Here is a 20,419-nt window from a genome sequence, read left to right as displayed (position 1 = left end):
AGACCAAAAGTCGGGCAAGGGGGAGACAGAATGAAGGCGAAAGCACCAAAATATCAAGTAGGGGATATTGTCGTCGTTGTCATGTACGGCACAGTCGGAACGATTACAAAAGTCCATCAAATTGACCAGCACTATTTATATGAGGTCAATCATAATGAGGTGCTTTATTTTGAAACATCACTTCAGCTTTACGATGAGTATAGCGGAGTGATTGTCGATACAGAAAAGCTGGACATTGAATATGAGTTCCTCATTGGCGATGTTGTATATGTAAAAGATTACGGAAAAGAGCTATTTAAAATCATCGGCCATCGGACTGAAATTTGGCGCTACCTTGAAGATGGCTGGGAAGATGTCATTTACGAACTCACGAGGCTGAAAGACGGAGAGTGGCTGGAAACAGAAGAGGAAGATTTAACGCTTGTCCTAAGAAAATATGAGATGGACCAGTTTGTTCATCAGCTTCTTTTTGTGCATTACGTCGGAGAAACCTCAAAAGAGTTAGAAGAAGATATGGTCCAAACGGCTCTATTGCAGCTAGAAGAGAAACAAGAAAGCGAATCTTCACTTGAATTTCTGGCTGTATCTATAGTGGATGAGCTTCTTGATATTTATAACGATTATAAAATTCTCTATGAATTTTTCAAAGATCCAGAATATAAGGATATGATGGATTTTATTTTGGAAAGTTTACACGAACATTTTGGTTAAAGAAAGACTTGTCCTAACACGAATAAAAAATAAGGCACACAGAAAAATGCAATCACATAAAACCATCCCCTCAAGATACGGCCCATCACCTGATCAAAAGTTTCTCCATCTAATATGCTTAACCATTTCATTCTTTCAAGCCCCTTTTCTTTTTGTTTACTGCATTTATATGTATGGAATGAGCCATTATGACAAACTGTAATAAAAAACAGCCGGCGTTCATACATCATAAAAAAGGAGGCGGAATGCAATGAAAGAAGCAGATTTGGTGATTGATACAGAGGAAATTGCGGAGTTCTTCTACGTGGAGCTGATCAAAAGAGGGTACATACCTGCTGAGCTTGAAACATTTGAGCTGGCTGACATTACATTTGAATATATGCTGAAAAAAGCAATGATAGTTGAAGAAGAGGCGTGGTAGGCTCTATACTTTGAAGAGATTCTGAAGAGAGAGGGAGGGGAATCCTTCGCGTGTACATCCTATTTCTTTTCATTTTATTTGGCGCCATTGCTGCGCTCATGGTATCTGGGGCTTTTCAAGATTTGGACAACCAGATCATCTTATGGTTTGAAAGCATCAGATTCCCTTTTTTAAATGATGTCATGCTCGCTTTGACGGACTTAGGCATCAGCGCGCTGCTCGTTCCAATCATGCTCATTTTTAGTGTGGTCTTGTTTATGTATAAGCGCTACTACTCTATCATGATGCTTTTTCTATTATATCTCACAGAAAAAACAATCAATCATGAATTAAAGGGGCTGTTTGCTAGAGAGCGTCCGGCCTTTGATCACCTTGTAGTTGAAGCGTATTACAGCTTTCCGAGCGGACATTCGATGAATGCAGCCACAATCTACCCTTTTATTGCTTATCTATTAGTTGAAATGATCCCATGGCTGAAAGAAAGACAAAAAATCGTCTATTTGATCACAGGGCTTTGCGTTCTGGCCATTGGCATCAGCCGGATGTATATCGGGGTGCATTATTTGACAGATGTTGCAGGAGGCTTTGCGATAGGACTCGCTCTATTTCTCATTTGTAAAAAGATTGACGAAAGATTGCCTGTCATTCGACAAAAATAGAAGAAGGAAATTGACAGATCCCAGCCAATTTTATATAAAAGGGGAGGGATTTGAATGCAATTGACGTTGAGATTTTTTCAAAAGAAACCTTCAGCATTTCACTTAACCATTTATCAGACACCTGAATATGGCGCTGCAAGCGGGCATCAGCCTGTGTACCGGACAAAGATTGGCGGCAGAACACACCTTGATGTACTGGAAAAAGCATTCTCGACATTTAATGTACATGATACAGTCCCTAATGATTACAATGCGCGGTTTATCACAACAGGTGATATTGTTGTGATTGATGATAAGAAAAAGGGGAAGTGCTATTATCAGCTCTCTCCGGCAGGGTGGAAACGCAGTGAACGACTAATGACGATAAGTTAAATAGATCATGAATGATGCCAGCTTGAGACCCAGCTGGTATTTTCCTTTTTAAGCTCGATCGTTTATAATAAATAGGATAAAATACATAGTAAACGTAAGTGGAGGCTAAAAAATGAGTGTACATATTGGAGCAGAAAAAGGACAAATTGCAGAAACGGTATTGCTTCCAGGCGATCCGCTTCGTGCGAAATATATTGCAGATACATATTTAGAAGATGTTGAGTGCTATAACGAAGTGCGCGGAATGTATGGCTACACTGGAACCTATAAAGGGAAACGTGTTTCTGTACAGGGCACTGGAATGGGCGTACCGTCTATTTCAATTTATGTGAATGAACTCATTCAAAGCTATGATGTTCAAAACTTAATTCGCGTTGGATCTTGCGGAGCTATCAAAAGGGATGTCAATGTACGTGACGTCATTTTAGCCCAGACATCATCAACAGATTCACAAATGAATCGTGTGGCATTTGGACCGATTGATTATGCGCCATGTGCTGATTTTGGCCTGCTCAAGAAAGCCTACGACACGGCAGAAGCAAAAAATGTCGCTGTACGTGTCGGAAATGTATTTACAGCAGACCAATTTTACAATGAAAAACCACTTGAGCTCATGGCTCAATATGGTATCCTAGCGATCGAAATGGAGACAACCGCTCTTTATTCTCTTGCAGCAAAATTTGATCGAAAAGCGTTATCCATTTTGACTGTGAGTGACCACGTTCTTACAGGAGAAGAAACAACGGCTGAAGAGCGTCAAACAACGTTTGATGAAATGATCTTAATTGCGCTAGACTCTGTTTTATAATAGTATAAAGGGTGTGCTACAATGTAGCGCATCTTTATTTTTTTAGAAGAGCAAAAGGAAGGTATGTCATGAAGAAAAGCTACAAAATACTCTCAATCGCATCGATTCTTGGTTTGACAGCCGCGCTATCAGGCTGCCAGTTGCTGGATCAAAAAAGCGGTACATCTGAATCAAACAAAACAAACGAACAAAAAAACGCAGCAAGTTCATCTCCCCAGCACAACTCAAACGATAAGGCAGATTCATCGAATCAAGAGCTGACGTTAAAGAGTGAATATTTCAATGACATCAAGGTTGTGAGCGGTCTGAAAACCATTCAAAATCCTGAAAATGTGCTAGCACTTGTCAACAAAGAATATGCATTACCAGGAACCTATAAACCTTCTGATCTCGTTGTACCAAAAGTAGAATTCTCTTTTTCGGAAGATATTGAAAAGCGATATATTCGCAAAGAAGCAGCGGAAGCGCTTGAGAAGTTATTCAAAGGTGCAAAAAAGGAAAACTTCGAGCTTGCTGCAGTATCTGGCTATCGCTCCTATGACCGTCAAAAAGTCATTTTTGATAGTGAGGTCAAATTAAAAGGCAAAGAAAAAGCACAAGAAGCAGTCGCTTTACCAGGCGAAAGTGAACATCAAACAGGTTTAGCTATGGACATTTCCTCGAAAAGTGCCGGTTTTGAGATCTCTGAAAAGTTTGGTGAAACACCAGATGGCAAATGGGTGGCTAAAAACGCCTATAAATATGGCTTTATCATCCGTTATCCAAAAGGAAAAGAAGACATTACGAAATACGAATATGAGCCGTGGCATCTGCGCTATGTGGGAAAAGAAGCCGCAAAAGCGATGCATGATCATGATTTAACATTTGAAGAATACATGAACAAAGTAAAGAAAATCTAAACAAGTTAAAGGCCTCCCAGCTATTCGGGAGGCCTTCTCTTATTCTTCTTTTAAAAAAAGAACAATCCTGCTAATGCGAAGCCGGTAATGAAACCGAGGCCGATGCCATACGCTGCACCCCAGCCATAATATCCGCCCCAATAGCCAAAGCCAAAGCCTCCGCGAGACCCGCCGACTGGACGAATATAAACTTTGCGGTTTGTCACACGCTCAATGCGTCCGACGTGTACTCTGCCATTACGGTCAGTAATTCTAGCGACTTTCCCCATGTGCTGCTGACAAAGCTTGTAGTAGCGCTCCATGTTTTTCCTCCTTATGACAAACTCTTTTCACTCTTATCCTATGCGAGAGACTTCATAGAGTTTGGACAAAACATATAGGAGATTCGCTCATTTTATACGGTACATTCAAATAGAATGTGGCTTAGCTGCTTTCGGTGTGCTTGAATGAGATCGTAGTGTGTTTGCAGTGTCTCGTAAAGAGAAGGCGGTATGTGTTCAGATAATTCCATCTCTGTCGGTTCCTCCTGCACCATATGTTCATCGAATGAAAGAATCTGAATGTCACGGAAGCCTGCTGCTGTTAACTGCTCCTTCCATTCTTCAAGCGACAAGAGCGAGTGAAAGCCGTAAAAATTTCGAACAGCTGCCAGCTCTTCAGGCGTAAGAGGGGCTTTTAACACAGCTTCATTTGCAATCAGTTGACTGCCAGGAGCAAGCACACGTTTGATTTCAGCTAGTGCATCAGGCAGCTTGGTAAAGCTTAAAACAGATTCACTGATGAGTAGAGAGAACGCTTGATCTGGAAAGGGCAGCTGCTCAATGGATGCCTCTAAAGCACGGATCGGCAGTTCCTCCCGTTTGAATCGCAGGTTCGCCTTTTCAATCATCAATGGATGCGTATCAATGGCCTCCACCTGATAACCAATATTTCCTAAATAGGCGGCGGTCTGTCCTGTACCGCATCCAGCGTCCAGTATTCGTGCATGAGGCGGCAGTTTTATATGCTCAATCATCGTTTTTGTTAACTCAATTCCGCCAGGATGGGCACCTGATACGCCAAAATAAGCAAGCATTTCTACATAATCACTCATATAATCCCTTCTTTCCTTATCCTGTTCCTCTCTAAAGATTATGCAATAGAGGGGCAAATGGCTTATCTTTTCAAATAGAAGTTGATCCTTTGGTTGACGGATGAAGCCTCGTCCTTGATAATAATGAAAGGAGATAAAGGTGGTGTTTTTTTGAAAAAACAAATGAAGTTCGTGGTAGCCATTCTCGTGACTGCTGCACTGTCCTCAGCGATTACATTTGTGATCACAAAACAAGGTGCTGTCAGCGTCTCAGGAGACGAGAAGTTTAGTAAACTCATGGCTGCGTATACGAAGGTAAAGGATGAGTATTACGAAAAAACGGATGATCAAAAACTAGTAGATGGTGCGATCCAAGGAATGATTGCATCACTTGATGATCCATACTCTACATATATGGATCAGGAGGAAGCCGAAGGATTTAACAATACCATTTCTTCTTCATTTGAAGGAATTGGTGCACAAGTTGAAGAGAAGGATGGACAAATTTTAATTGTTGCGCCGATTAAAGGCTCTCCTGCTGAAAAAGCTGGTTTGAAACCGCATGATCATATTTTAAAAGTGAATGGAAAAAGCACCAAAGGAATGTCGGTCAATAAAGCAGTCTCTCTCATTAGAGGGAAAAAAGGAACGGATGTTAAGCTGCATCTTAACCGTCAAGGAGTCGGCAATGTAGATGTGACCATCACAAGAGACACGATTCCACTTGAAACGGTGTATGCAAAACTCACAAAAGACAAAATAGGAGAAATCCAAATTACGTCCTTTGCTGAAACCACATCGAAAGAGCTGGATAAAGCAATTGATGACCTTGAGAAAAAAGGGGCAAAAGGTTTTGTCATTGACCTGAGAGATAATCCAGGCGGCATCATGACAGAAGCCATTGAAATGAGCAATGACTTTATTGATAAAGGGAAAGTCATCATGCAGGTTGAAGAAAAAGGGAAGAAACAAGTGTACAAGGCTGAAAAAGAACGCAAAGTCCATCAGCCGGCAGTTGTCCTTGTAAATGGCGGTTCAGCCAGCGCTGCTGAAATCATGGCGGCGGCTCTGCACCAATCTTCAGGCATTCAAATTGTGGGTGAAAAGACGTTTGGCAAAGGAACTGTTCAAAATGCGCAAAACTATAATGATGGTTCTAGTGTCAAGTTAACCATTGCAAAATGGCTGACACCAGACGGTTCTTGGATTCACAAAAAAGGTATCGAACCACAGGTGAAAGCAGCTCTCCCAAGTTATGCAAAGCTGCCGTACTTAAGCCCGAAAAAATCATATGAGCTAAATGACAATGGAGATGAAGTCAAAGCAGCTCAAAAAATGTTCCAAGCGCTTGGCTACAAAGCAAAAGCAAACGGTGAGTACGATCAAGCATTCCAGTCTATCGTCAAAAACTTCCAAACAGACAACGATCTCAAGGCAGACGGTATTCTGACAGGAGATACAACGACCGTTCTGATGACAAAGATCCAAGATAAGCTAAAGAACAACGATACACAAATGAAAAAAGCCATTGAAGTCTTGAAAAAAGAAATGAAATAAAAAAAAGCAGTCCTCATCAGGGGACTGCTTTTTCTTATCCTTACACTTCGTTTGTGATCGCTTCTGTTTTTTCATGATCCTTTTCAAATAGATCATTCATGACAGAATTGGATGTGACCTTGTTTTGGAAGAATGGATTCAAAATCAAGATGACGACGACGTTTGCTAGTAAACCAAGAAAACCTTCGTAAAGACCAAACGTAACTTGTGAGATATTGGCTGTAAAGGTAACGATGATTCCAACGACTAACCCGGCAATCGTTGCTTCTCTCGATTGTTTTTTCCAGAACAAGCTGATGGCAATAGCTGGGAAGATTTGAACCATTCCTGAAACACCAATGAGCTGAAGCGTGACAAGTGCAGTTGGGAACAGCATCCCGAATAAAAGAGCGAGTCCGATGACGATAAACACCATCGAACGTGTAATGATGGTCAATCTTTTAGGTGACACATTCGGATGAATTAAGTCACGGTATAAATTATTGGCAAATAAATTTGATGCGCCAATGGCCATGATGGAGCATGGAATGAGGGAAGCCAGTGCAATCGTTGAATAAGCGAGCCCCTGCATCACGCCGCCATATGATGTTTGAATTAAATGAAGAAGAGCAAATCTTGGATTTGTATCTTCTGGTAAGACTAAAAAAGCAATAAATCCAAGGAAGATGACCAAAATCAATACAATATTATAAAGAGGCAAAAACATGCTGTTTTTACGGATGGCATCTGCGCTTTTGGCTGTAAAAACCCCAGTTGCGGCGTGTGCCCACATAAACAAAGCAAGAGCAGAAACGCCTGAAGCAGTAATGAACCATAAAATTCCCTTAGGACCGCTTTCAGGGATGGTTAGAAGCTGAGGTGCTTCTTTGGCTAACGTGTTCATCATCGGTGTCCAGCCGTTAAAATGAATAATTGGCAGTGAAACGACCATAAACAGCATGATCACCCAAACGAGAATATCCTTAATAATGGCTGTATATGTAGGACCTTTAATACCACTAAAAAATGTATAAAGTGCGACTAAAATAAATGAAATAATAACTACTGCATTCACATTAATATAATTAGTTCCAGCGACAGTTAACGTATCTTGAATTCCGCTCAGCTGAAGACAAATATAAGGAATCAGCATAAGTACTCCAACAATCGCAATCAAACTGGATAACAGCTTGCTGTCAAACCGCTCACGTGCATAATCGGCAAGTGTTGTAAGGTTGTGATTTTTCGCAACCGTCCATAGTTTCGGTAAAAAGAAATAAGCAATAAAATAAGCTAAGACTGAATAAGGAATAGCGAAAAAAGCGACGCTTCCAGCTGTATAGGCTGTACTTGTAAGCCCTAAAAAGGTATAAGCTGTATATAAATCTGCGCCAACGAGGAACCAGACGAGCAGTCCGCCAAATTTTCTTCCGCCGACAGACCATTCTTCTACTGACTGTCTTGATGATTTGTCACGACCAGCGGCAAATCCGATGACCACGACGATGAAAATAATACTTGCAGTAATCAATAAAGCTGTTAAATTTCCTTGCATTAGTCAGTTCCTCCATTTGAATGTTGCATCTTATAAATGATAAATGTGCAAATTGGTGTGAGTACAATCCATAGCAAGAGCCAGAAGTGGAAAAAGGGCAGGCCGATGACAAATGGATGAATGCGGTTCGCAAAAGGCAGCAATGCGAGCTGTCCGATGAATGGAATCGCGATTAGTAGTGCCAGCATCAATTTTTTGTTCATGATTTCCTCCTGAATATTTTGTAATTTCATAATAATAGCAGTTGTCAGATTAGATCACAAGACCATTTTCAGAAAAAACAATCATTTTAGTGAATATCATACTAATATAACGCTTTCATTCTTGAAAAAGGAGAAAGAGTGAAGTTGTAAAGAGGGGGAAGGTGAAAGAAAGTATGTAGAAATAATATTTAAAGCCAATAAAAAAGCCCCAGCATAAAGGCTGAGGCTTTGCCAATTTTTAAAGGAAATCAGAAACTTCTTCGATGTCGAAACGGTTGCTTTTATGAGCTTCTTTCGCTGCTTTACCAACTGAAATCAGCATAACCGGCTCGTAGCGGCCGCTTACATTGAATTCTTTGATGTACGCGTCTTTACTGAAACCACCCATTGCACATGTATCATAGCCCATTGCTTTGGCCGCAATCATTAATTGCATAGCAGCTAATGAAGCATTTGAATACGCTGCTTCGCGTGCATATTGCTCGCTTTGGTATGCGCCATTGATTTGAGTCATCAATGTTTCTTTAATGTCTTCAGTAATGAAACCTTGTTCTGCCAGCTCACTGTAGATTTTTTCGCCATTTTGGTTAGCTTCAAGGTCACCTAGAACTGCAATAACAGCTGATGCCTGTGATACTTGCTTTTGGTTGTAAGCGATTGGAAGTAATTTTGCTTTTGCTTCAGCACTATGGAAAACAGTGAAATGCCAATGCTGAAGGTTCCAAGCAGATGGTGCTTTTGTTGTGATTTCAAGAAGCTCTGTTAACTCTTCTTTTGTCATTTCATGAGAAGTATCATACTCTTTTACTGAAGCTCTTTGTTTTAAGATGTCAATTGTTTTTTGATCGGTCGCCATATGGATATTTCCTCCCGTTTTTGCAAATAATATGGTACAATAACTAAAAAGTGAGAAACTTACTTATTGTAACTAGAGTTATTTTAAATTGTACACCGTTAGTTTGTCAAACAATCATGAAAAGAAAGGCTGAAATTTATGGAATTCCAATTATGTCCACACATTCAGCAAGCTTTTTTACTCCTAGGCAAAAGGTGGAACGGTCTCATTATACATGTATTGCTTGATGGACCAAAGCGTTTTAAAGACCTCACAGACACGATCCCGTCGATCAGTCAAAAAATGCTCTTAGAGCGTTTAAAAGAGCTCGAGCAAGAAGGGATTATAGAGCGTACCGTCCTGCCTGAGACGCCTGTCAAAGTCATTTACAGTTTAACTGAAAAAGGGAATGCGTTACATGATGTGTTTCATGAGGTATCTCGGTGGGCAGGCGAGTATACAGACTCACACGGGAAAAAGGAGCAAGCCTAGTTTCAGGTTTGCCCAAACATTTTGACTCCTGATGAATATGCTGATGTTAGGCACATGACAAAGGAGGAGAAATGCATGTACCCTCATACTCCGTATTTTCGAGGCGGCGCCCCTGGCATTCCGCCATATGAATCCAGAGTCCCTTTGTTTTTTGGTTTTGGCGCTCCTTTAGTCGGCGGACTGCTTGGCGGATTTCTAGGAAGTGCGATTTTTAATTATCCCCGTCCATATTACCCGCCGCCACCACCGCCTGCTCCACCACCATATGGCGGCGGATATCCACCATACTATTAAGAAAAAAGAGTAAGCCTGCTTCCGTTCTTAAAGCAGGCTTTTTATAATGGAATATCAATTTCAGAAATTCCTGGATCATCATGCTTTAAAAACATAATTTCCAATATACCGTCTTGATACGACGCCTTCGTTCCTTTTCGTTTCACAGCAGCAGGGAGAACGACTTTCTTCTGCGTCCCTTCTTCAGGAAAATGATCAATAAACAGCAGATTGGCTGTATGTTTGATTTTGACTTTTTCTGTGTTCGGACGAGCAAGTTCAAATTTGACAAACACATGATCAGTCGTCTCGAACACTTCGACTTCTGGCTCTTTTTCTTTTTCGGCATCAGTTTCTCTCGTTTTTTGATTTTGAGAAAGGGGGTCCTGAAATGGGAACTGAGCAGGATAATTGGAGCCGAATACACTTTCCATGACTTGATTGACATACTGCTCAACGTCTTTAGGATCTGAATTCTTTAAGGCTTCTTTTGAGAACTGCTTTTGAAAAGGGAATAATCGGTTCCAGTCAAACATGTGAATCATCCTTTCTAAATGCCCTGAATTAGTATATGCCCATTCGCCTGCGTGCGTGCTATAATATACGTTAGATTTAGAAAGGGATGGTTACATTGAACGAACAGCAATCAAAAGGTGTTCTCTACACGGCAGCATCTTTTACACTCTGGGGCTTATTCCCGTTATATTGGAAGCTGATGGAGCATATTTCGTCAGGCGAAATTTTAGCGCACAGAATTTTATGGTCATTTGTGTTTATGTGCGGTATTCTTTTGTATTTAAAACAAGTCCGCCCAGCAATGCAGACAGTGAAGGGTCTCATACTGGATGGTAAAGCATTTTTTTCATTACTTTTATCTGCTATTTTAATTTCGGTCAACTGGTATGTTTACATTTGGGCAGTCAATCATGGTCTTATGCTAGAAGCAAGTTTAGGGTACTATATTAATCCGCTTGTATCCGTTCTATTAGGCATTATTTTCTTAAAAGAACGACTAAATAAATTGCAAACCATTGCCATCCTCATTGCCGCATTTGGTGTGATCCTTTCAACAGTTCAATACGGGTCATTTCCTGTCGTTGCTTTCTTATTAGCTCTTAGCTTCGGCTTTTATGGTTTGATTAAAAAAAGGATGAGCTTCACGAGCGCGATTGGTTTGACGATTGAAACGCTGCTTCTCGCACCGGCTGCACTTGTGTACTTATTATTTTTCTTAAAAGAACCTGTCGTGACTATGAATCCTAACAGCTTCGGGTCGCTCGGTCTCTTATTTTTTGCAGGCGTTTTTACAGCCGTGCCGCTTCTTTTATTCTCAGAAGGCGCAAAAAGAATTCCACTTTATCAAGTGGGCATTTTGCAATACATTGCACCGACAATTACGCTGTTTTTAGGGCTGTTTGTCTATCACGAACACTTATCCGCAGCTAAAATTGTGACATTCCTTTGTATTTGGGTGGCGATTTTACTGTTTACCACCTCTCAATTACGCATGAAAAAAACAGCGAATTCTCATTAAGCCAAACGAGCAATTTGCTTTTTTTTGCAGGCGGATCATGTCATAATAAATTGTTACCAAAACTGTAGAGGTGATCATATGTCGTCAGCTCATGAGCTTGCAGCCGCCTATCAATCTTTATGGAAAAATCGTCAGCTTGATGTTGATGATATGTCTTCTTTACACGAGGCCATATGTGATGATTTACTTGATGCACGAACACATCCGCGGGCAAGGAAATCATTACACCAAAAGTATGTGCTTGCTGTGGAGAGAATTTTAGAAAGTGAGCTTAAGCATGATCATCAGCTGCAGCTGATCAGCTTACATACGAAAAAGCTGCGAGAATTAATTCAAAATGAAGGAAGGAACCACTCATGAAACCAATTCAAACGGAAGATGTCACTGCACATCTTGAATCGTTTTTAAATCGTCCAGTCTTCGTTCATCTTGAAACGACAACTGGTTCTTATTCAGCTCATGTAAATGAACAAAATATGACGGTTGTGGCGTATATCCGCAATGCGAAAGTCGTCTATTCACAGGCGAAAATAAAAGGACAAGGTCCATACCGAGTTGGAATGAAAACAGAAGATGGCTGGATTTACGCAGAAGGATTAACCGATTATGTGTTTGATGACCAAGGCCGCCTGCTATTAGCTGGACACTTGCCAGACGGCAAACTAGCGATCTCATTACAAATTAGTGAAACACCATTTCAGGTGTAGAAGAAAGGGTGACAAGTCATGAACGAACATGTACTAGTGATGCTGCCTCACCCCGATGATGAATCTTTTGGGGTTGCTGGTCTCATTGCACAAAGCAGAAAACGCGGAATTCCCGTCACATATGCATGCGGGACACTTGGAGAAATGGGCAGAAATATGGGAAGCCCGACATATGCGAACCGTGAAACACTTCCTGAATTAAGAAAACAGGAATTAATCAATGCCTGCAAAGAAATGGATATCACAGACTTACGTATGCTTGGCCTGCGTGATAAAACATTGGAATTTGAAGACGACGAGTATTTAGCAGATGTGATGGAAACCATCATTGATGAAGTCAAACCGACACTCATTGTGACGTTTTATCCAGGACACGGTGTACATCCTGATCATGATGCGACAGGTGAAGCTGTGATTCGTGCTCTTTACCGCAAGAAAAAAGAAGACCGTCCTGTCACATACTGCATGGCCATTACGAAAAATAGAGAAGAAGTCCTTGGACATGCGGATATTGTGATTGATATTACAGATGTTGCAGATATCAAATTAAATGCACTGAGAGCGCATAGAACGCAAACAGAGGGCATGTTGAGAGAGCTTGAACAAAAGCTGAAAAACAAAGAACCAGTTGTCCAAAAATGGTTTGATGAAGAAATTTTCTGGACGTATCAATGGAATGACTAAACAAAAAAGCAGCTGATCTATGTCAGCTGCTTTTTTGTGTTGTATTTAGTGATTCGATACATGCCTGAGTTGACGTTTTTGAATCAATCTGAGACGGATAAAGAGGACGATGGCGCCTGCGGCAAGCCCGGCAATCAGTCCGATCCAATAACCAAACGCCCCAAAGGAGGTATATGTGCCAATGAGATAACCGGCAGGAAGACCAATGACCCAGTAAGAGACAAAAGCAGCAATCAGCGTATAATTCACATCTTTATAGCCGCGCAGAGCCCCTTGAATGGGTGCAGCAATCGCATCTGACAGCTGGAAAAAGATCGCGTAAATCAAAAAGTGCTGTGTCATTTGTAAAACAGCTGATTCAGCTGTATATAAACCAGCGATCTCTGGTCTGAATAGCAAGATGAGGGCCGCCGTACATAATGAGAATAATACCGCCGTTCCAATGCCGATATAGCTGTAGCTTTGCGCGTCTTTATACCTCTTAGCCCCCGCTTCAAACCCAACAACGATCGTTAATGCCATTGAGATACTAAGCGGTAAAATATAAAGAATAGAAGCAAAGTTCATCGCTGCTTGGTGACTGGCGATAGTAATAGTATCAAAGTGCCCCATTAATAGCGTCACTGCTGCAAAGATACTCGTTTCAAAAAAGATCGCAAACCCGATAGGAAGGCCAATTTTCAGTATTTGCCCTATACGGGAGATATTCATTCGGGGCAGTTTTTGAAACAAACGAAATGAGGCAAATGGTTCTGTTTTAATGACAATAAAAATACTCATGATGAAAATCGCCCAATACGTCATTGCAGATGCAAGACCGGCACCCGCGCCGCCAAGCTTTGGAAAGCCAAAATTCCCAAAAATCAATACGTAATTTAAAACAAAGTTAATAGGAAGTGCTGTGAGCGTGATGAACATTGTCACACGTGTTTTCCCTAATGCATCAATAAATGACCTTAGCACCGAATAACCAAACAGCGGAATGATGCCAAAAGCAAGAAAGCTGAGAAAATGCCGGGCAATATCCTCTACAGAGTGCTCGAGTCCAAGTCCTCCTAGTATGTAAGGAACGCTGATCGTACCAATGACAATCACAGCGATACTTAAAAGAAAGGATAAATAAATCGCCTGAAAGACAGCCCGGGGAACATCATCTTTATGCCCAGCGCCCATCAGCTGAGCCACAATCGGAGTAACGGCCATCAAAATCCCGGCAAGTCCCGTATAAACAGGTGTCCAAATACTAGAACCGATCGCAACACCCGCAAGGTCTTCTGCACTCACTTTTCCAGACATCACCGTATCTAAAAAGGTAATAAGCGAAAGACCTGCTTGGGTGATTAAAATCGGAATCAAAATGGTTAAAAATAGTGTCAGCTTTGCTCGAATGCTATTCGTTTCTCTCATCATAAGTTCCTCTCTGAACAGAAATAACGAGAGGAATTATATCATGCTATGTAAAAAAATCAATTCTCCGTCGGATTATTTTTCTTAGATGGCTTCGTTTTTTTAAACATTTGGGCATAAATAAAAGAAAGACTGACAACACCTAAAATGCTGCAAGCATATTGGATGATTTTCTGAATGGTCATATTAAGCTCACCTCCATACAAATAGAATGTGCACAATTTGCTATTTTATAACAACAAGCGAAAGAAGGAGGGAAAAGATCAGATGATCCATCGGACGAACGAAGAAGTGATATTTAAAGCCGGGATGAGAACACATTTAATGAACATTATGAAGGATGCAAGTGACATCATTGATTCTCTTGATGAAACAGAGCAGTGTTTACTTTGTGATCTCGAAGCATTGCATGATCAGTTTAATGAAATGCATGCAGAGGCCTCGTCGTTTTATCTACAAGCGTATATGGAAGAATTCACACCAGGATTTGCTCAATTTTCTTTAGCCATTGAGAATTTATCAAAACAAAAGCATGGAGCACTCATTGTGATCCAAAGACGCGATGAGGTTGAGGATTTTATTCAAAAAGGGACAAACCTTCATGCGAAAATTAGCGCTTCCTTAATAGAAAGCATTTTCTACCCGGGAAATCCACTGCATGACGGTGCTCTTTTAGTCAAAGAAAATACACTTGTTTCTGCTGCAAATGTGCTGCCGCTTACATCGAAAAAAGTGAGTCCTTCGCTTGGCACAAGGCACAGGGCAGCGATCGGACTCTCTGGTATGACAGATGCACTTGTTCTTGTCGTATCAGAAGAAACGGGAAAAATGTCGTTTGCGAAAGAAGGCGTGCTTTACCCGCTTACCGTAAAAGATCCGGAAATAAGAAAATAAAAACGAACGCTGCATTCTTCATTCGGAAGGATGCTTTTTTATTTGCGGAGAAAAATCGACCAATTAAGTAAAAAGTCATTTGATACAGAAAAATTTGTCATGTAGAATAGAACTATGAAACTAGCAGTGTGCTTGTTTTGACAAATTTCTAAACGTCAACTTAAAAATTCCTTAAAAAATGTTTATAAATACAACAAACAGCCGATAGAAACGATATGGCTTTGTTTTTTAGCATTTTGAGTTGGCTGCTTTAGCCTATTTGTTATTGCCCAACGTCTTCATGTCGAGTAATATAATAGAAATAAAGATAAAATAGTGCAAGAGAAGCAGAACCATTAAATGCTAAACTCAAAACTAGTACATACGTCTTAATGGACAAAATCACGAAAGGCGGAGATTCCTCTATGAAGAAAAAAGTAGTAACCGGCCTTACAGTTTCAGCGATCGCTGGCTCAGCTGTGTTTGCTGCACCGGCAGAAGCACAGACGATCAAGGTGAAAAGCGGTGACTCACTTTGGAAGATTGCCGAACAGTACAATACAACTATTTCGGAGCTTCAATCTCTTAATCAATTAAAAACGACAATGATTTTTGCAGGGCAAAGCTTAAAAATTCCTGGTGAAAAAAGCAAGAAATCCAGTTCATCAACAGGGTCAAAAGCAAAGAAATCAAGTGCTTCAACGACTTCCAGCTATACTGTAAAGCTTGGCGATTCTTTATGGCTGATTGCAAAAAATCATAAAATGTCAGTTGCAAGCTTAAAGAGCCTAAACAGCTTAAACAGCGACCTGATTCGTCCTGGTCAAAAGCTAAAGGTATCTGGCAGCACGAAGACGAGCGGAAGCCAGTCATCAAATTCAAACTCATCTTCAAATTCCAGCTCAAGCAACAAGACAACGAACTCAAATAGTTCATCATCTTCAAGTACATACAAGGTTAAATTAGGGGATTCACTTTGGAAAATTGCGAATTCGCTAAATATGTCGATTGGTGAAATCAAAACATTGAACGGACTAAAATCTGATATGATTTATCCGAATCAAGTATTGAAAGTAAAAGGAACGGCTGCATCAAAACCAAGTCAGTCAAAACCTACTACACCAAGCAATTCAAACAGTAACCAGTCTTCTAGCGGGAAAACAACCTCTTATACTGTAAAATCAGGCGATTCGTTATGGAAAATTGCGAATCAATTCAAAGTACAGGTTCAATCAATCCGCACAGCCAACAACTTAAAAAGTGATGTGCTTAGAATTGGACAAGTATTAAAAATTAATGGTGCAGCTTCCGGCTCAACTGGATCGAATGGCTCTACGTCTAACGGTTCAACAAAGCCAGTCGACAATAACAAAAATGATGTACCAATGAATGCAAAGATCACGACAATGATTCAAGAGGGGAAAAAGCTGACAGGCGTTCCTTACAGATGGGGCGGTAATACACCAGCAGGATTTGACTGCAGCGGCTTTGTTTACTATCTTATTAACAAAGTTTCATCTGTATCCAGATTAAGCACAGCTGGCTACTGGAATATGATGACTCCTGTAAGCACACCACAAGTTGGAGATTTTGTTTATTTTACAACGTACAAAGCAGGCCCTTCTCATATGGGACTATACCTTGGCGGAGGAGATTTCCTTCATGCAAGTGACAATGGAGTAGGGATCTCGAACTTAAGCAACCCATATTGGAAAAAAGCCTACTTAGGTGCAAAACGTTTCTTCTAAAAAAAGCCGATTTTCGGCTTTTTTTGTTTGCCCGCTGCTGTGATTGTCCATACTGATAACAAAAGGGGGCAGTCATAAATGAAAAAGTCAGTGTGGATGATCATGATATGTTTGGTCTTTGCTGCGTCAGCATGTCATGCACCGCCGAAAAAAGAAACGACAGAAGAAACAAGCGAAGTTTCAGCACCTAAACAATCACCAGTCACGACGTCACTCATAAACGAAAGCGGGCAAAAAATAGGAAGCATTGAAATAAGAGAGTCCTCAGAAAATGGGCTGGATCTGCATGTGAAAGCGAAAGGGCTGCCGCCAGGTCCCCACGGTTTTCATATTCATGAAACAGGAATATGTGAAACGCCAGATTTTGAAACGGCAGGAGCTCACTTTAATCCAACCCATAGAGAGCATGGTTTTGACAATCCAAAGGGGCACCATGCTGGAGATATGCCTAATTTAGAGGTAGGAGCAGATGGACAAATTGATGTGGTTGTGAACGTACCGGATGTGACGTTAAAGGGAGGCCCGAATCAATTAATCGATCAAAATGGGCGAAGCTTTATCATTCATGCAGAAGCAGATGATTATTTAAGTAACCCTTCTGGAAATTCAGGGAAACGCATTGCTTGCGGATCGATCACAAAAGAAATGGTAAAATAACAGAAGTCTAACCTTTATGTATTGAGTGCATAAAGGTTTTTTTAGTATACTTGGTGAGGAAAATGATCGAAGAGAGGAATTAATCATACATGTTTAACGAACAATCACTCCCAGAAGAAATTCAAGCAATGATTGAAGCAAAAGCAAAAGTGCTGGAAGAAGAATTTCGTCCACTTATTGGAACAGGCGGCTATGAATCACAGGATACTTCTATCATTCAAGATGCCATGATTGCATTAGCACTAGGAAAAAACGTTCTTTTAAAGGGGCCGACCGGCTCAGGTAAAACAAAACTAGCAGAAACATTATCCGCTTTCTTTCAGCAGCCGATGCACAGTGTGAACTGCTCGGTTGATCTTGATGCTGAAAGCTTGATTGGCTATAAAACCATTCACAATGATGGTCAGGTGGCTTCGATTGAATTCATTGAAGGACCTGTGACAAAAGCAATGAAAAAGGGCCATCTTTTATATATTGATGAAATCAACATGGCGAAGCCAGAAACACTCCCTATTTTAAATGGTGTACTCGACTACAGAAAAATGATGACAAACCCATTTACAGGTGAGGTTGTTCGAGCAGAAGAAGGCTTTGGCGTCATTGCGGCAATCAATGAAGGATATGTCGGCACAGTACCTCTAAATGAAGCGTTAAAAAACCGTTTTGTTGTCATTGACGTTCCATATATTGGCGGCGGTATCCTGAAAGATGTACTGCAATCTCAATCTGTTTTAAAGGATGAGCGGTTAATTGATCAATTCGTTCAGCTCTCATCAGATCTCATTACACAAGCTCATAACGGACAGGTGAGTGAAGAAGCAGCATCCATCCGCGCACTCCTAGATACTTGTGATCTTGCGCAATACATCCCACCGCTTCGTGCCGTTGAACGAGGCATTGTTGAAAAGCTGGAAGATGACCGGGAAAAAGCAGCGGTAAGAAATATCGCTCAAACATTATTCGAGTGAGGTTCTGACTTTTGAAATTCATCAAATTTAATGACAGCAGAATCGATTCATTTTTATTTATGGAATTAACGGATTTAGCCAAAACGTTAGCAAAAAGTGATGATGTCGAGCTTGAATACGGTGTACAGTCCTACTATGAACCGTTTGAAAAGAAAATTTTCATCAGTCATTTTTGGGATGATCGTAAACAAGAAGATATGCTAGCAGGGCTGAAAAGTGATGTGTTCCTTCGTGCAGTAGGCACGGTTTATAGTGATCTTACGGTATTTCAGGAGATCATTCGCTTTGCTCATACATTATCCATTCCTGATGTATGTAAACAATTGTTTATGCTGTTTGAAGATATCCGGATCGAAGAGCGGATTAAACATGACCGCCCAGGAACAAAAAAGGTATTTAAACGAAGAAGAGAGCTGTACCGGCGTCACTTTAAGACACAATTAACGATTAACCAAGAACGAAGTATTTTAACAGATGCACTCTTTTGTGCGATTTATGTGAAGCTGACAGCTGATTCTCCGCTCGAAGAGATTCCGCCTCTTCATGAGCAGATCAACCCGATGATTCCGTTTATTGAGTCAAGTCTTGAACGTGTGTATGATGCGGGTTCAACAGCAGACATCGCAGCTATTGTCAAAGAATTGATGGAAGGCTTCGATGAACTCCTTGAAAAGGATATGCTGAATACGTACTTTTTCTTCCCTGAATTGGACTATGAACAAGCGGCAAAAGAACCGCTGTTCCATGACTTAAAAAGAAAACCTACATTAAGTGAGGACATTAAAGTCGACCGAGAAAAAGAAGGCGATGAAGACATTCACCAAGAGTATATGGAAGTGTGGCATCGAGAAACCGAAGCGCCATCCAAAAGCTTCCTTCAATTTGATTTAGAGCACGGCGGAAAAAGTGATCTTGGTAAGGATGCGGCAAGAGAAGGTGATGACGGAGATCAGGCACTCGGAACTGTCCAAGGCTCTGCAAAGCAAACACACCGAAAAGATTATTCAAAGCTTGAAGCGCTGGAAGAGGCTGAAGGTGAAGAAAGCGGAGCAGATGGTTATGAGAATGGAAAAGAAAACAAATATGCTTTTCCAGTCATGATTTCACCAGATCCTCCTAAGCCAGAACAAATCGATGTATACAAGCAGCATGCGAAGGAAATTGAGCCTTATCAGAAACGCTTAAAACAAATGATCCAAAAAACACTTGAACATAAAAAATCATGGCCTAAAACAGACCTTCATGCAGGACGTCTCAGTAAAAAGCTGATTCGCTACTTTACAGAGTCTAACCCGCGTCTTTTCTATAAAAAACAGGCACCGTCTTCTCAGATTGATGCTGTTTTCACCTTATTAGTAGACTGTTCAGCGAGCATGTTTGACAAGATGGATGAGACGAAAAAAGGCATTGTTCTCTTTCATGAAGCGTTAAAATCCGTGCAAGTCCCACATCAAATTGTTGGGTTTTGGGAAGATACAAACGACGCAACAGAAACAAGCCAGCCAAACTACTTCAACACAGTTGTGTCGTTTAAAGATTCTCTATTTGACGCAGGGCCTTCTATTATGTCTCTTGAGCCAGAAGAGGATAACCGGGATGGCTATGCGATTCGCCAAATGACAAAGATGATTTTAAAGAGAAGAGAAGAACAAAAGTTTCTGATTGTCTTTTCAGACGGAGAGCCAGCTGCGTTCAGCTACGAACAAAATGGGATTGTCGATACGCATGAAGCAGTTCTTGAAGCGAGGAAAAAGGGCATTGAGGTGATCAATGTGTTTTTATCCAATTCGCCGATAGAAGAAGCGCAGATGAAAACCATTCAAGATATGTACGGCAAGTTCAGCATTTTTGTACCAGATGTCGATACATTGCCAGATGTTTTATATCCATTACTGAAGAAACTGCTGCATAAAAGCATTGGGGCATAAGCTTTTGCCCCTTTCTTCAAATTATTTTTCGGAATGATTTAAATTTTTTGTTTTTCTGTGAATTTTTTATCTTTAAT

26 protein-coding genes are annotated in these 20,419 nt (G+C 40.8%); 18 read left to right on the top strand and 8 right to left on the bottom strand.

The features are described from left to right. Positions 1-30 precede the first annotated feature (30 nt). The 6 genes from ASE42_RS11690 to ASE42_RS11670 all read left to right on the top strand — a co-directional run bounded on the left by ASE42_RS11690 (position 31) and on the right by ASE42_RS11670 (position 3,870). Positions 31-711 carry a hypothetical protein gene (locus tag ASE42_RS11690; protein ID WP_024422708.1) on the top strand — a complete coding sequence of 227 codons (681 nt, stop codon included), beginning with the start codon at positions 31-33 and terminating at the stop codon, positions 709-711. A 250-nt stretch (positions 712-961) separates the two neighbouring features. Next, entirely contained in the window at positions 962-1,132 is a 171-nt protein-coding gene (locus tag ASE42_RS18685; protein WP_065214722.1) for a YozD family protein, read from the top strand. 50 nt (positions 1,133-1,182) lie between these two features. Further along, positions 1,183-1,791 (top strand): phosphatase PAP2 family protein, encoded by a 609-nt coding sequence (locus tag ASE42_RS11685; RefSeq protein ID WP_056767074.1) that lies wholly within the window; start codon positions 1,183-1,185, stop codon positions 1,789-1,791. A gap of 54 nt (positions 1,792-1,845) precedes the next feature. Further along, positions 1,846-2,163, top strand: a complete 318-nt coding sequence (locus tag ASE42_RS11680) for a hypothetical protein (protein WP_056767072.1) — start codon at positions 1,846-1,848, stop codon at positions 2,161-2,163. A 112-nt stretch (positions 2,164-2,275) separates the two neighbouring features. Continuing rightward, the gene (gene deoD / locus ASE42_RS11675) at positions 2,276-2,971 is read left to right on the top strand and encodes a purine-nucleoside phosphorylase (protein WP_012010274.1); all 696 of its coding nucleotides are present in this window, start codon (positions 2,276-2,278) and stop codon (positions 2,969-2,971) included. Between the two features lie 68 nt (positions 2,972-3,039). Further along, positions 3,040-3,870: a D-alanyl-D-alanine carboxypeptidase family protein gene (locus ASE42_RS11670; RefSeq protein WP_024422705.1), complete on the top strand. Its 831-nt coding sequence runs from the start codon at positions 3,040-3,042 to the stop codon at positions 3,868-3,870. 50 nt (positions 3,871-3,920) lie between these two features. Here the strand turns inward: ASE42_RS11670 and ASE42_RS11665 are convergent, their stop codons facing one another. Further along, a complete protein-coding gene (locus ASE42_RS11665; RefSeq protein WP_024422704.1) occupies positions 3,921-4,172 on the bottom strand; it encodes a hypothetical protein in 252 nt (83 codons plus the stop codon). Positions 4,173-4,264: 92 nt separating this feature from the next. Continuing rightward, on the bottom strand, positions 4,265-4,963 hold the full coding sequence (locus ASE42_RS11660) for a class I SAM-dependent methyltransferase (protein ID WP_024422703.1): 699 nt from the start codon (positions 4,961-4,963) through the stop codon (positions 4,265-4,267). Positions 4,964-5,113: 150 nt separating this feature from the next. On the opposite strand from ASE42_RS11660, the gene ASE42_RS11655 reads away from it, so the two are divergent. After that, positions 5,114-6,499 (top strand): S41 family peptidase, encoded by a 1,386-nt coding sequence (locus tag ASE42_RS11655; protein WP_034621308.1) that lies wholly within the window; start codon positions 5,114-5,116, stop codon positions 6,497-6,499. Between the two features lie 40 nt (positions 6,500-6,539). On the opposite strand, the gene ASE42_RS11650 is transcribed toward ASE42_RS11655, so the two are convergent. The 3 genes from ASE42_RS11650 to ASE42_RS11640 form a co-directional block, all read right to left on the bottom strand. Then, a complete protein-coding gene (locus ASE42_RS11650; RefSeq protein ID WP_056767071.1) occupies positions 6,540-8,033 on the bottom strand; it encodes a sodium:solute symporter family protein in 1,494 nt (497 codons plus the stop codon). After that, complete coding sequence (locus ASE42_RS11645) at positions 8,033-8,236, bottom strand: DUF3311 domain-containing protein (RefSeq protein WP_024422700.1); 204 nt, start codon at positions 8,234-8,236, stop codon at positions 8,033-8,035. Before ASE42_RS11645 ends, ASE42_RS11650 begins: the two co-directional genes overlap by 1 nt. Positions 8,237-8,474: 238 nt before the next feature. Then, complete coding sequence (locus tag ASE42_RS11640) at positions 8,475-9,092, bottom strand: nitroreductase family protein (protein ID WP_024428323.1); 618 nt, start codon at positions 9,090-9,092, stop codon at positions 8,475-8,477. A 138-nt stretch (positions 9,093-9,230) separates the two neighbouring features. Here ASE42_RS11640 and ASE42_RS11635 point away from each other — a divergent pair, with 138 nt between their 5' ends. Then, on the top strand, positions 9,231-9,563 hold the full coding sequence (locus ASE42_RS11635) for a winged helix-turn-helix transcriptional regulator (protein WP_056767069.1): 333 nt from the start codon (positions 9,231-9,233) through the stop codon (positions 9,561-9,563). Positions 9,564-9,638: 75 nt separating this feature from the next. Beyond that, positions 9,639-9,857 (top strand): hypothetical protein, encoded by a 219-nt coding sequence (locus tag ASE42_RS11630; RefSeq protein ID WP_024422697.1) that lies wholly within the window; start codon positions 9,639-9,641, stop codon positions 9,855-9,857. A gap of 41 nt (positions 9,858-9,898) precedes the next feature. On the opposite strand, the gene ASE42_RS11625 is transcribed toward ASE42_RS11630, so the two are convergent. Beyond that, positions 9,899-10,372 carry an Hsp20/alpha crystallin family protein gene (locus ASE42_RS11625; protein WP_056767067.1) on the bottom strand — a complete coding sequence of 158 codons (474 nt, stop codon included), beginning with the start codon at positions 10,370-10,372 and terminating at the stop codon, positions 9,899-9,901. Between the two features lie 86 nt (positions 10,373-10,458). Here ASE42_RS11625 and rarD point away from each other — a divergent pair, with 86 nt between their 5' ends. From rarD to bshB2, 4 genes are all read left to right on the top strand, one after another. Beyond that, positions 10,459-11,370, top strand: a complete 912-nt coding sequence (gene rarD / locus ASE42_RS11620) for an EamA family transporter RarD (protein WP_048239421.1) — start codon at positions 10,459-10,461, stop codon at positions 11,368-11,370. Between the two features lie 78 nt (positions 11,371-11,448). Next, on the top strand, positions 11,449-11,730 hold the full coding sequence (locus ASE42_RS11615) for a hypothetical protein (protein WP_024428326.1): 282 nt from the start codon (positions 11,449-11,451) through the stop codon (positions 11,728-11,730). Further along, entirely contained in the window at positions 11,727-12,077 is a 351-nt protein-coding gene (locus tag ASE42_RS11610) for a YojF family protein (protein WP_008359999.1), read from the top strand. The genes ASE42_RS11615 and ASE42_RS11610 overlap by 4 nt, the downstream gene beginning before the upstream one ends. 18 nt (positions 12,078-12,095) lie before the next feature. Further along, on the top strand, positions 12,096-12,761 hold the full coding sequence (bshB2, locus tag ASE42_RS11605) for a bacillithiol biosynthesis deacetylase BshB2 (protein ID WP_024422693.1): 666 nt from the start codon (positions 12,096-12,098) through the stop codon (positions 12,759-12,761). 45 nt (positions 12,762-12,806) lie between these two features. On the opposite strand, the gene ASE42_RS11600 is transcribed toward bshB2, so the two are convergent. Further along, complete coding sequence (locus tag ASE42_RS11600; RefSeq protein WP_056767065.1) at positions 12,807-14,168, bottom strand: MATE family efflux transporter; 1,362 nt, start codon at positions 14,166-14,168, stop codon at positions 12,807-12,809. Positions 14,169-14,227: 59 nt separating this feature from the next. Continuing rightward, entirely contained in the window at positions 14,228-14,353 is a 126-nt protein-coding gene (locus ASE42_RS19365) for a hypothetical protein (protein WP_008359993.1), read from the bottom strand. 82 nt (positions 14,354-14,435) lie between these two features. Between ASE42_RS19365 and cdaS the strand changes: the two genes are divergently transcribed. The 5 genes from cdaS (at position 14,436) to ASE42_RS11575 (ending at position 20,342) form a co-directional block, all read left to right on the top strand. Beyond that, positions 14,436-15,062, top strand: a complete 627-nt coding sequence (cdaS, locus tag ASE42_RS11595) for a sporulation-specific diadenylate cyclase CdaS (protein ID WP_024422691.1) — start codon at positions 14,436-14,438, stop codon at positions 15,060-15,062. A gap of 404 nt (positions 15,063-15,466) precedes the next feature. After that, complete coding sequence (locus ASE42_RS11590; RefSeq protein ID WP_024428330.1) at positions 15,467-16,789, top strand: LysM peptidoglycan-binding domain-containing protein; 1,323 nt, start codon at positions 15,467-15,469, stop codon at positions 16,787-16,789. Between the two features lie 78 nt (positions 16,790-16,867). Then, positions 16,868-17,446: a superoxide dismutase family protein gene (locus ASE42_RS11585; protein WP_056767063.1), complete on the top strand. Its 579-nt coding sequence runs from the start codon at positions 16,868-16,870 to the stop codon at positions 17,444-17,446. 89 nt (positions 17,447-17,535) lie between these two features. Further along, on the top strand, positions 17,536-18,414 hold the full coding sequence (locus ASE42_RS11580; RefSeq protein WP_024428332.1) for an ATP-binding protein: 879 nt from the start codon (positions 17,536-17,538) through the stop codon (positions 18,412-18,414). Positions 18,415-18,425: 11 nt separating this feature from the next. Next, a complete protein-coding gene (locus tag ASE42_RS11575) occupies positions 18,426-20,342 on the top strand; it encodes a vWA domain-containing protein (protein WP_025093121.1) in 1,917 nt (638 codons plus the stop codon). Positions 20,343-20,419: the final 77 nt, after the last annotated feature.

Origin of the sequence: Bacillus sp. Root920 (assembly GCF_001429445.1) — a bacterium.
GTDB classification, from domain to species: Bacteria; Bacillota; Bacilli; order Bacillales; family Bacillaceae; genus Bacillus; species Bacillus safensis.
Note: the sequence above shows the minus strand (reverse complement) of the source record. Positions and strands in the feature narration are given on the sequence as shown.

Excerpts from the sequence above, each read along its gene's own strand:
- ASE42_RS11645 (WP_024422700.1), bottom strand. The coding sequence starts at position 8,236 with ATGAACAAAAAATTGATGCTGGCACTACTAATCGCGATTCCATTCATC.
- deoD (WP_012010274.1), top strand. The coding sequence starts at position 2,276 with ATGAGTGTACATATTGGAGCAGAAAAAGGACAAATTGCAGAAACGGTA.
- ASE42_RS11615 (WP_024428326.1), top strand. The coding sequence starts at position 11,449 with ATGTCGTCAGCTCATGAGCTTGCAGCCGCCTATCAATCTTTATGGAAA.
- ASE42_RS19365 (WP_008359993.1), bottom strand. The coding sequence starts at position 14,353 with ATGACCATTCAGAAAATCATCCAATATGCTTGCAGCATTTTAGGTGTT.
- ASE42_RS11585 (WP_056767063.1), top strand. The coding sequence starts at position 16,868 with ATGAAAAAGTCAGTGTGGATGATCATGATATGTTTGGTCTTTGCTGCG.
- ASE42_RS11650 (WP_056767071.1), bottom strand. The coding sequence starts at position 8,033 with ATGCAAGGAAATTTAACAGCTTTATTGATTACTGCAAGTATTATTTTC.
- ASE42_RS11630 (WP_024422697.1), top strand. The coding sequence starts at position 9,639 with ATGTACCCTCATACTCCGTATTTTCGAGGCGGCGCCCCTGGCATTCCG.
- rarD (WP_048239421.1), top strand. The coding sequence starts at position 10,459 with ATGGTTACATTGAACGAACAGCAATCAAAAGGTGTTCTCTACACGGCA.
- ASE42_RS11610 (WP_008359999.1), top strand. The coding sequence starts at position 11,727 with ATGAAACCAATTCAAACGGAAGATGTCACTGCACATCTTGAATCGTTT.
- ASE42_RS11590 (WP_024428330.1), top strand. The coding sequence starts at position 15,467 with ATGAAGAAAAAAGTAGTAACCGGCCTTACAGTTTCAGCGATCGCTGGC.
- ASE42_RS11660 (WP_024422703.1), bottom strand. The coding sequence starts at position 4,963 with ATGAGTGATTATGTAGAAATGCTTGCTTATTTTGGCGTATCAGGTGCC.
- ASE42_RS11635 (WP_056767069.1), top strand. The coding sequence starts at position 9,231 with ATGGAATTCCAATTATGTCCACACATTCAGCAAGCTTTTTTACTCCTA.
- ASE42_RS11670 (WP_024422705.1), top strand. The coding sequence starts at position 3,040 with ATGAAGAAAAGCTACAAAATACTCTCAATCGCATCGATTCTTGGTTTG.
- ASE42_RS11600 (WP_056767065.1), bottom strand. The coding sequence starts at position 14,168 with ATGAGAGAAACGAATAGCATTCGAGCAAAGCTGACACTATTTTTAACC.
- ASE42_RS11625 (WP_056767067.1), bottom strand. The coding sequence starts at position 10,372 with ATGTTTGACTGGAACCGATTATTCCCTTTTCAAAAGCAGTTCTCAAAA.
- ASE42_RS11665 (WP_024422704.1), bottom strand. The coding sequence starts at position 4,172 with ATGGAGCGCTACTACAAGCTTTGTCAGCAGCACATGGGGAAAGTCGCT.
- ASE42_RS11580 (WP_024428332.1), top strand. The coding sequence starts at position 17,536 with ATGTTTAACGAACAATCACTCCCAGAAGAAATTCAAGCAATGATTGAA.
- ASE42_RS11690 (WP_024422708.1), top strand. The coding sequence starts at position 31 with ATGAAGGCGAAAGCACCAAAATATCAAGTAGGGGATATTGTCGTCGTT.
- ASE42_RS11640 (WP_024428323.1), bottom strand. The coding sequence starts at position 9,092 with ATGGCGACCGATCAAAAAACAATTGACATCTTAAAACAAAGAGCTTCA.
- bshB2 (WP_024422693.1), top strand. The coding sequence starts at position 12,096 with ATGAACGAACATGTACTAGTGATGCTGCCTCACCCCGATGATGAATCT.
- ASE42_RS11680 (WP_056767072.1), top strand. The coding sequence starts at position 1,846 with ATGCAATTGACGTTGAGATTTTTTCAAAAGAAACCTTCAGCATTTCAC.
- cdaS (WP_024422691.1), top strand. The coding sequence starts at position 14,436 with ATGATCCATCGGACGAACGAAGAAGTGATATTTAAAGCCGGGATGAGA.
- ASE42_RS18685 (WP_065214722.1), top strand. The coding sequence starts at position 962 with ATGAAAGAAGCAGATTTGGTGATTGATACAGAGGAAATTGCGGAGTTC.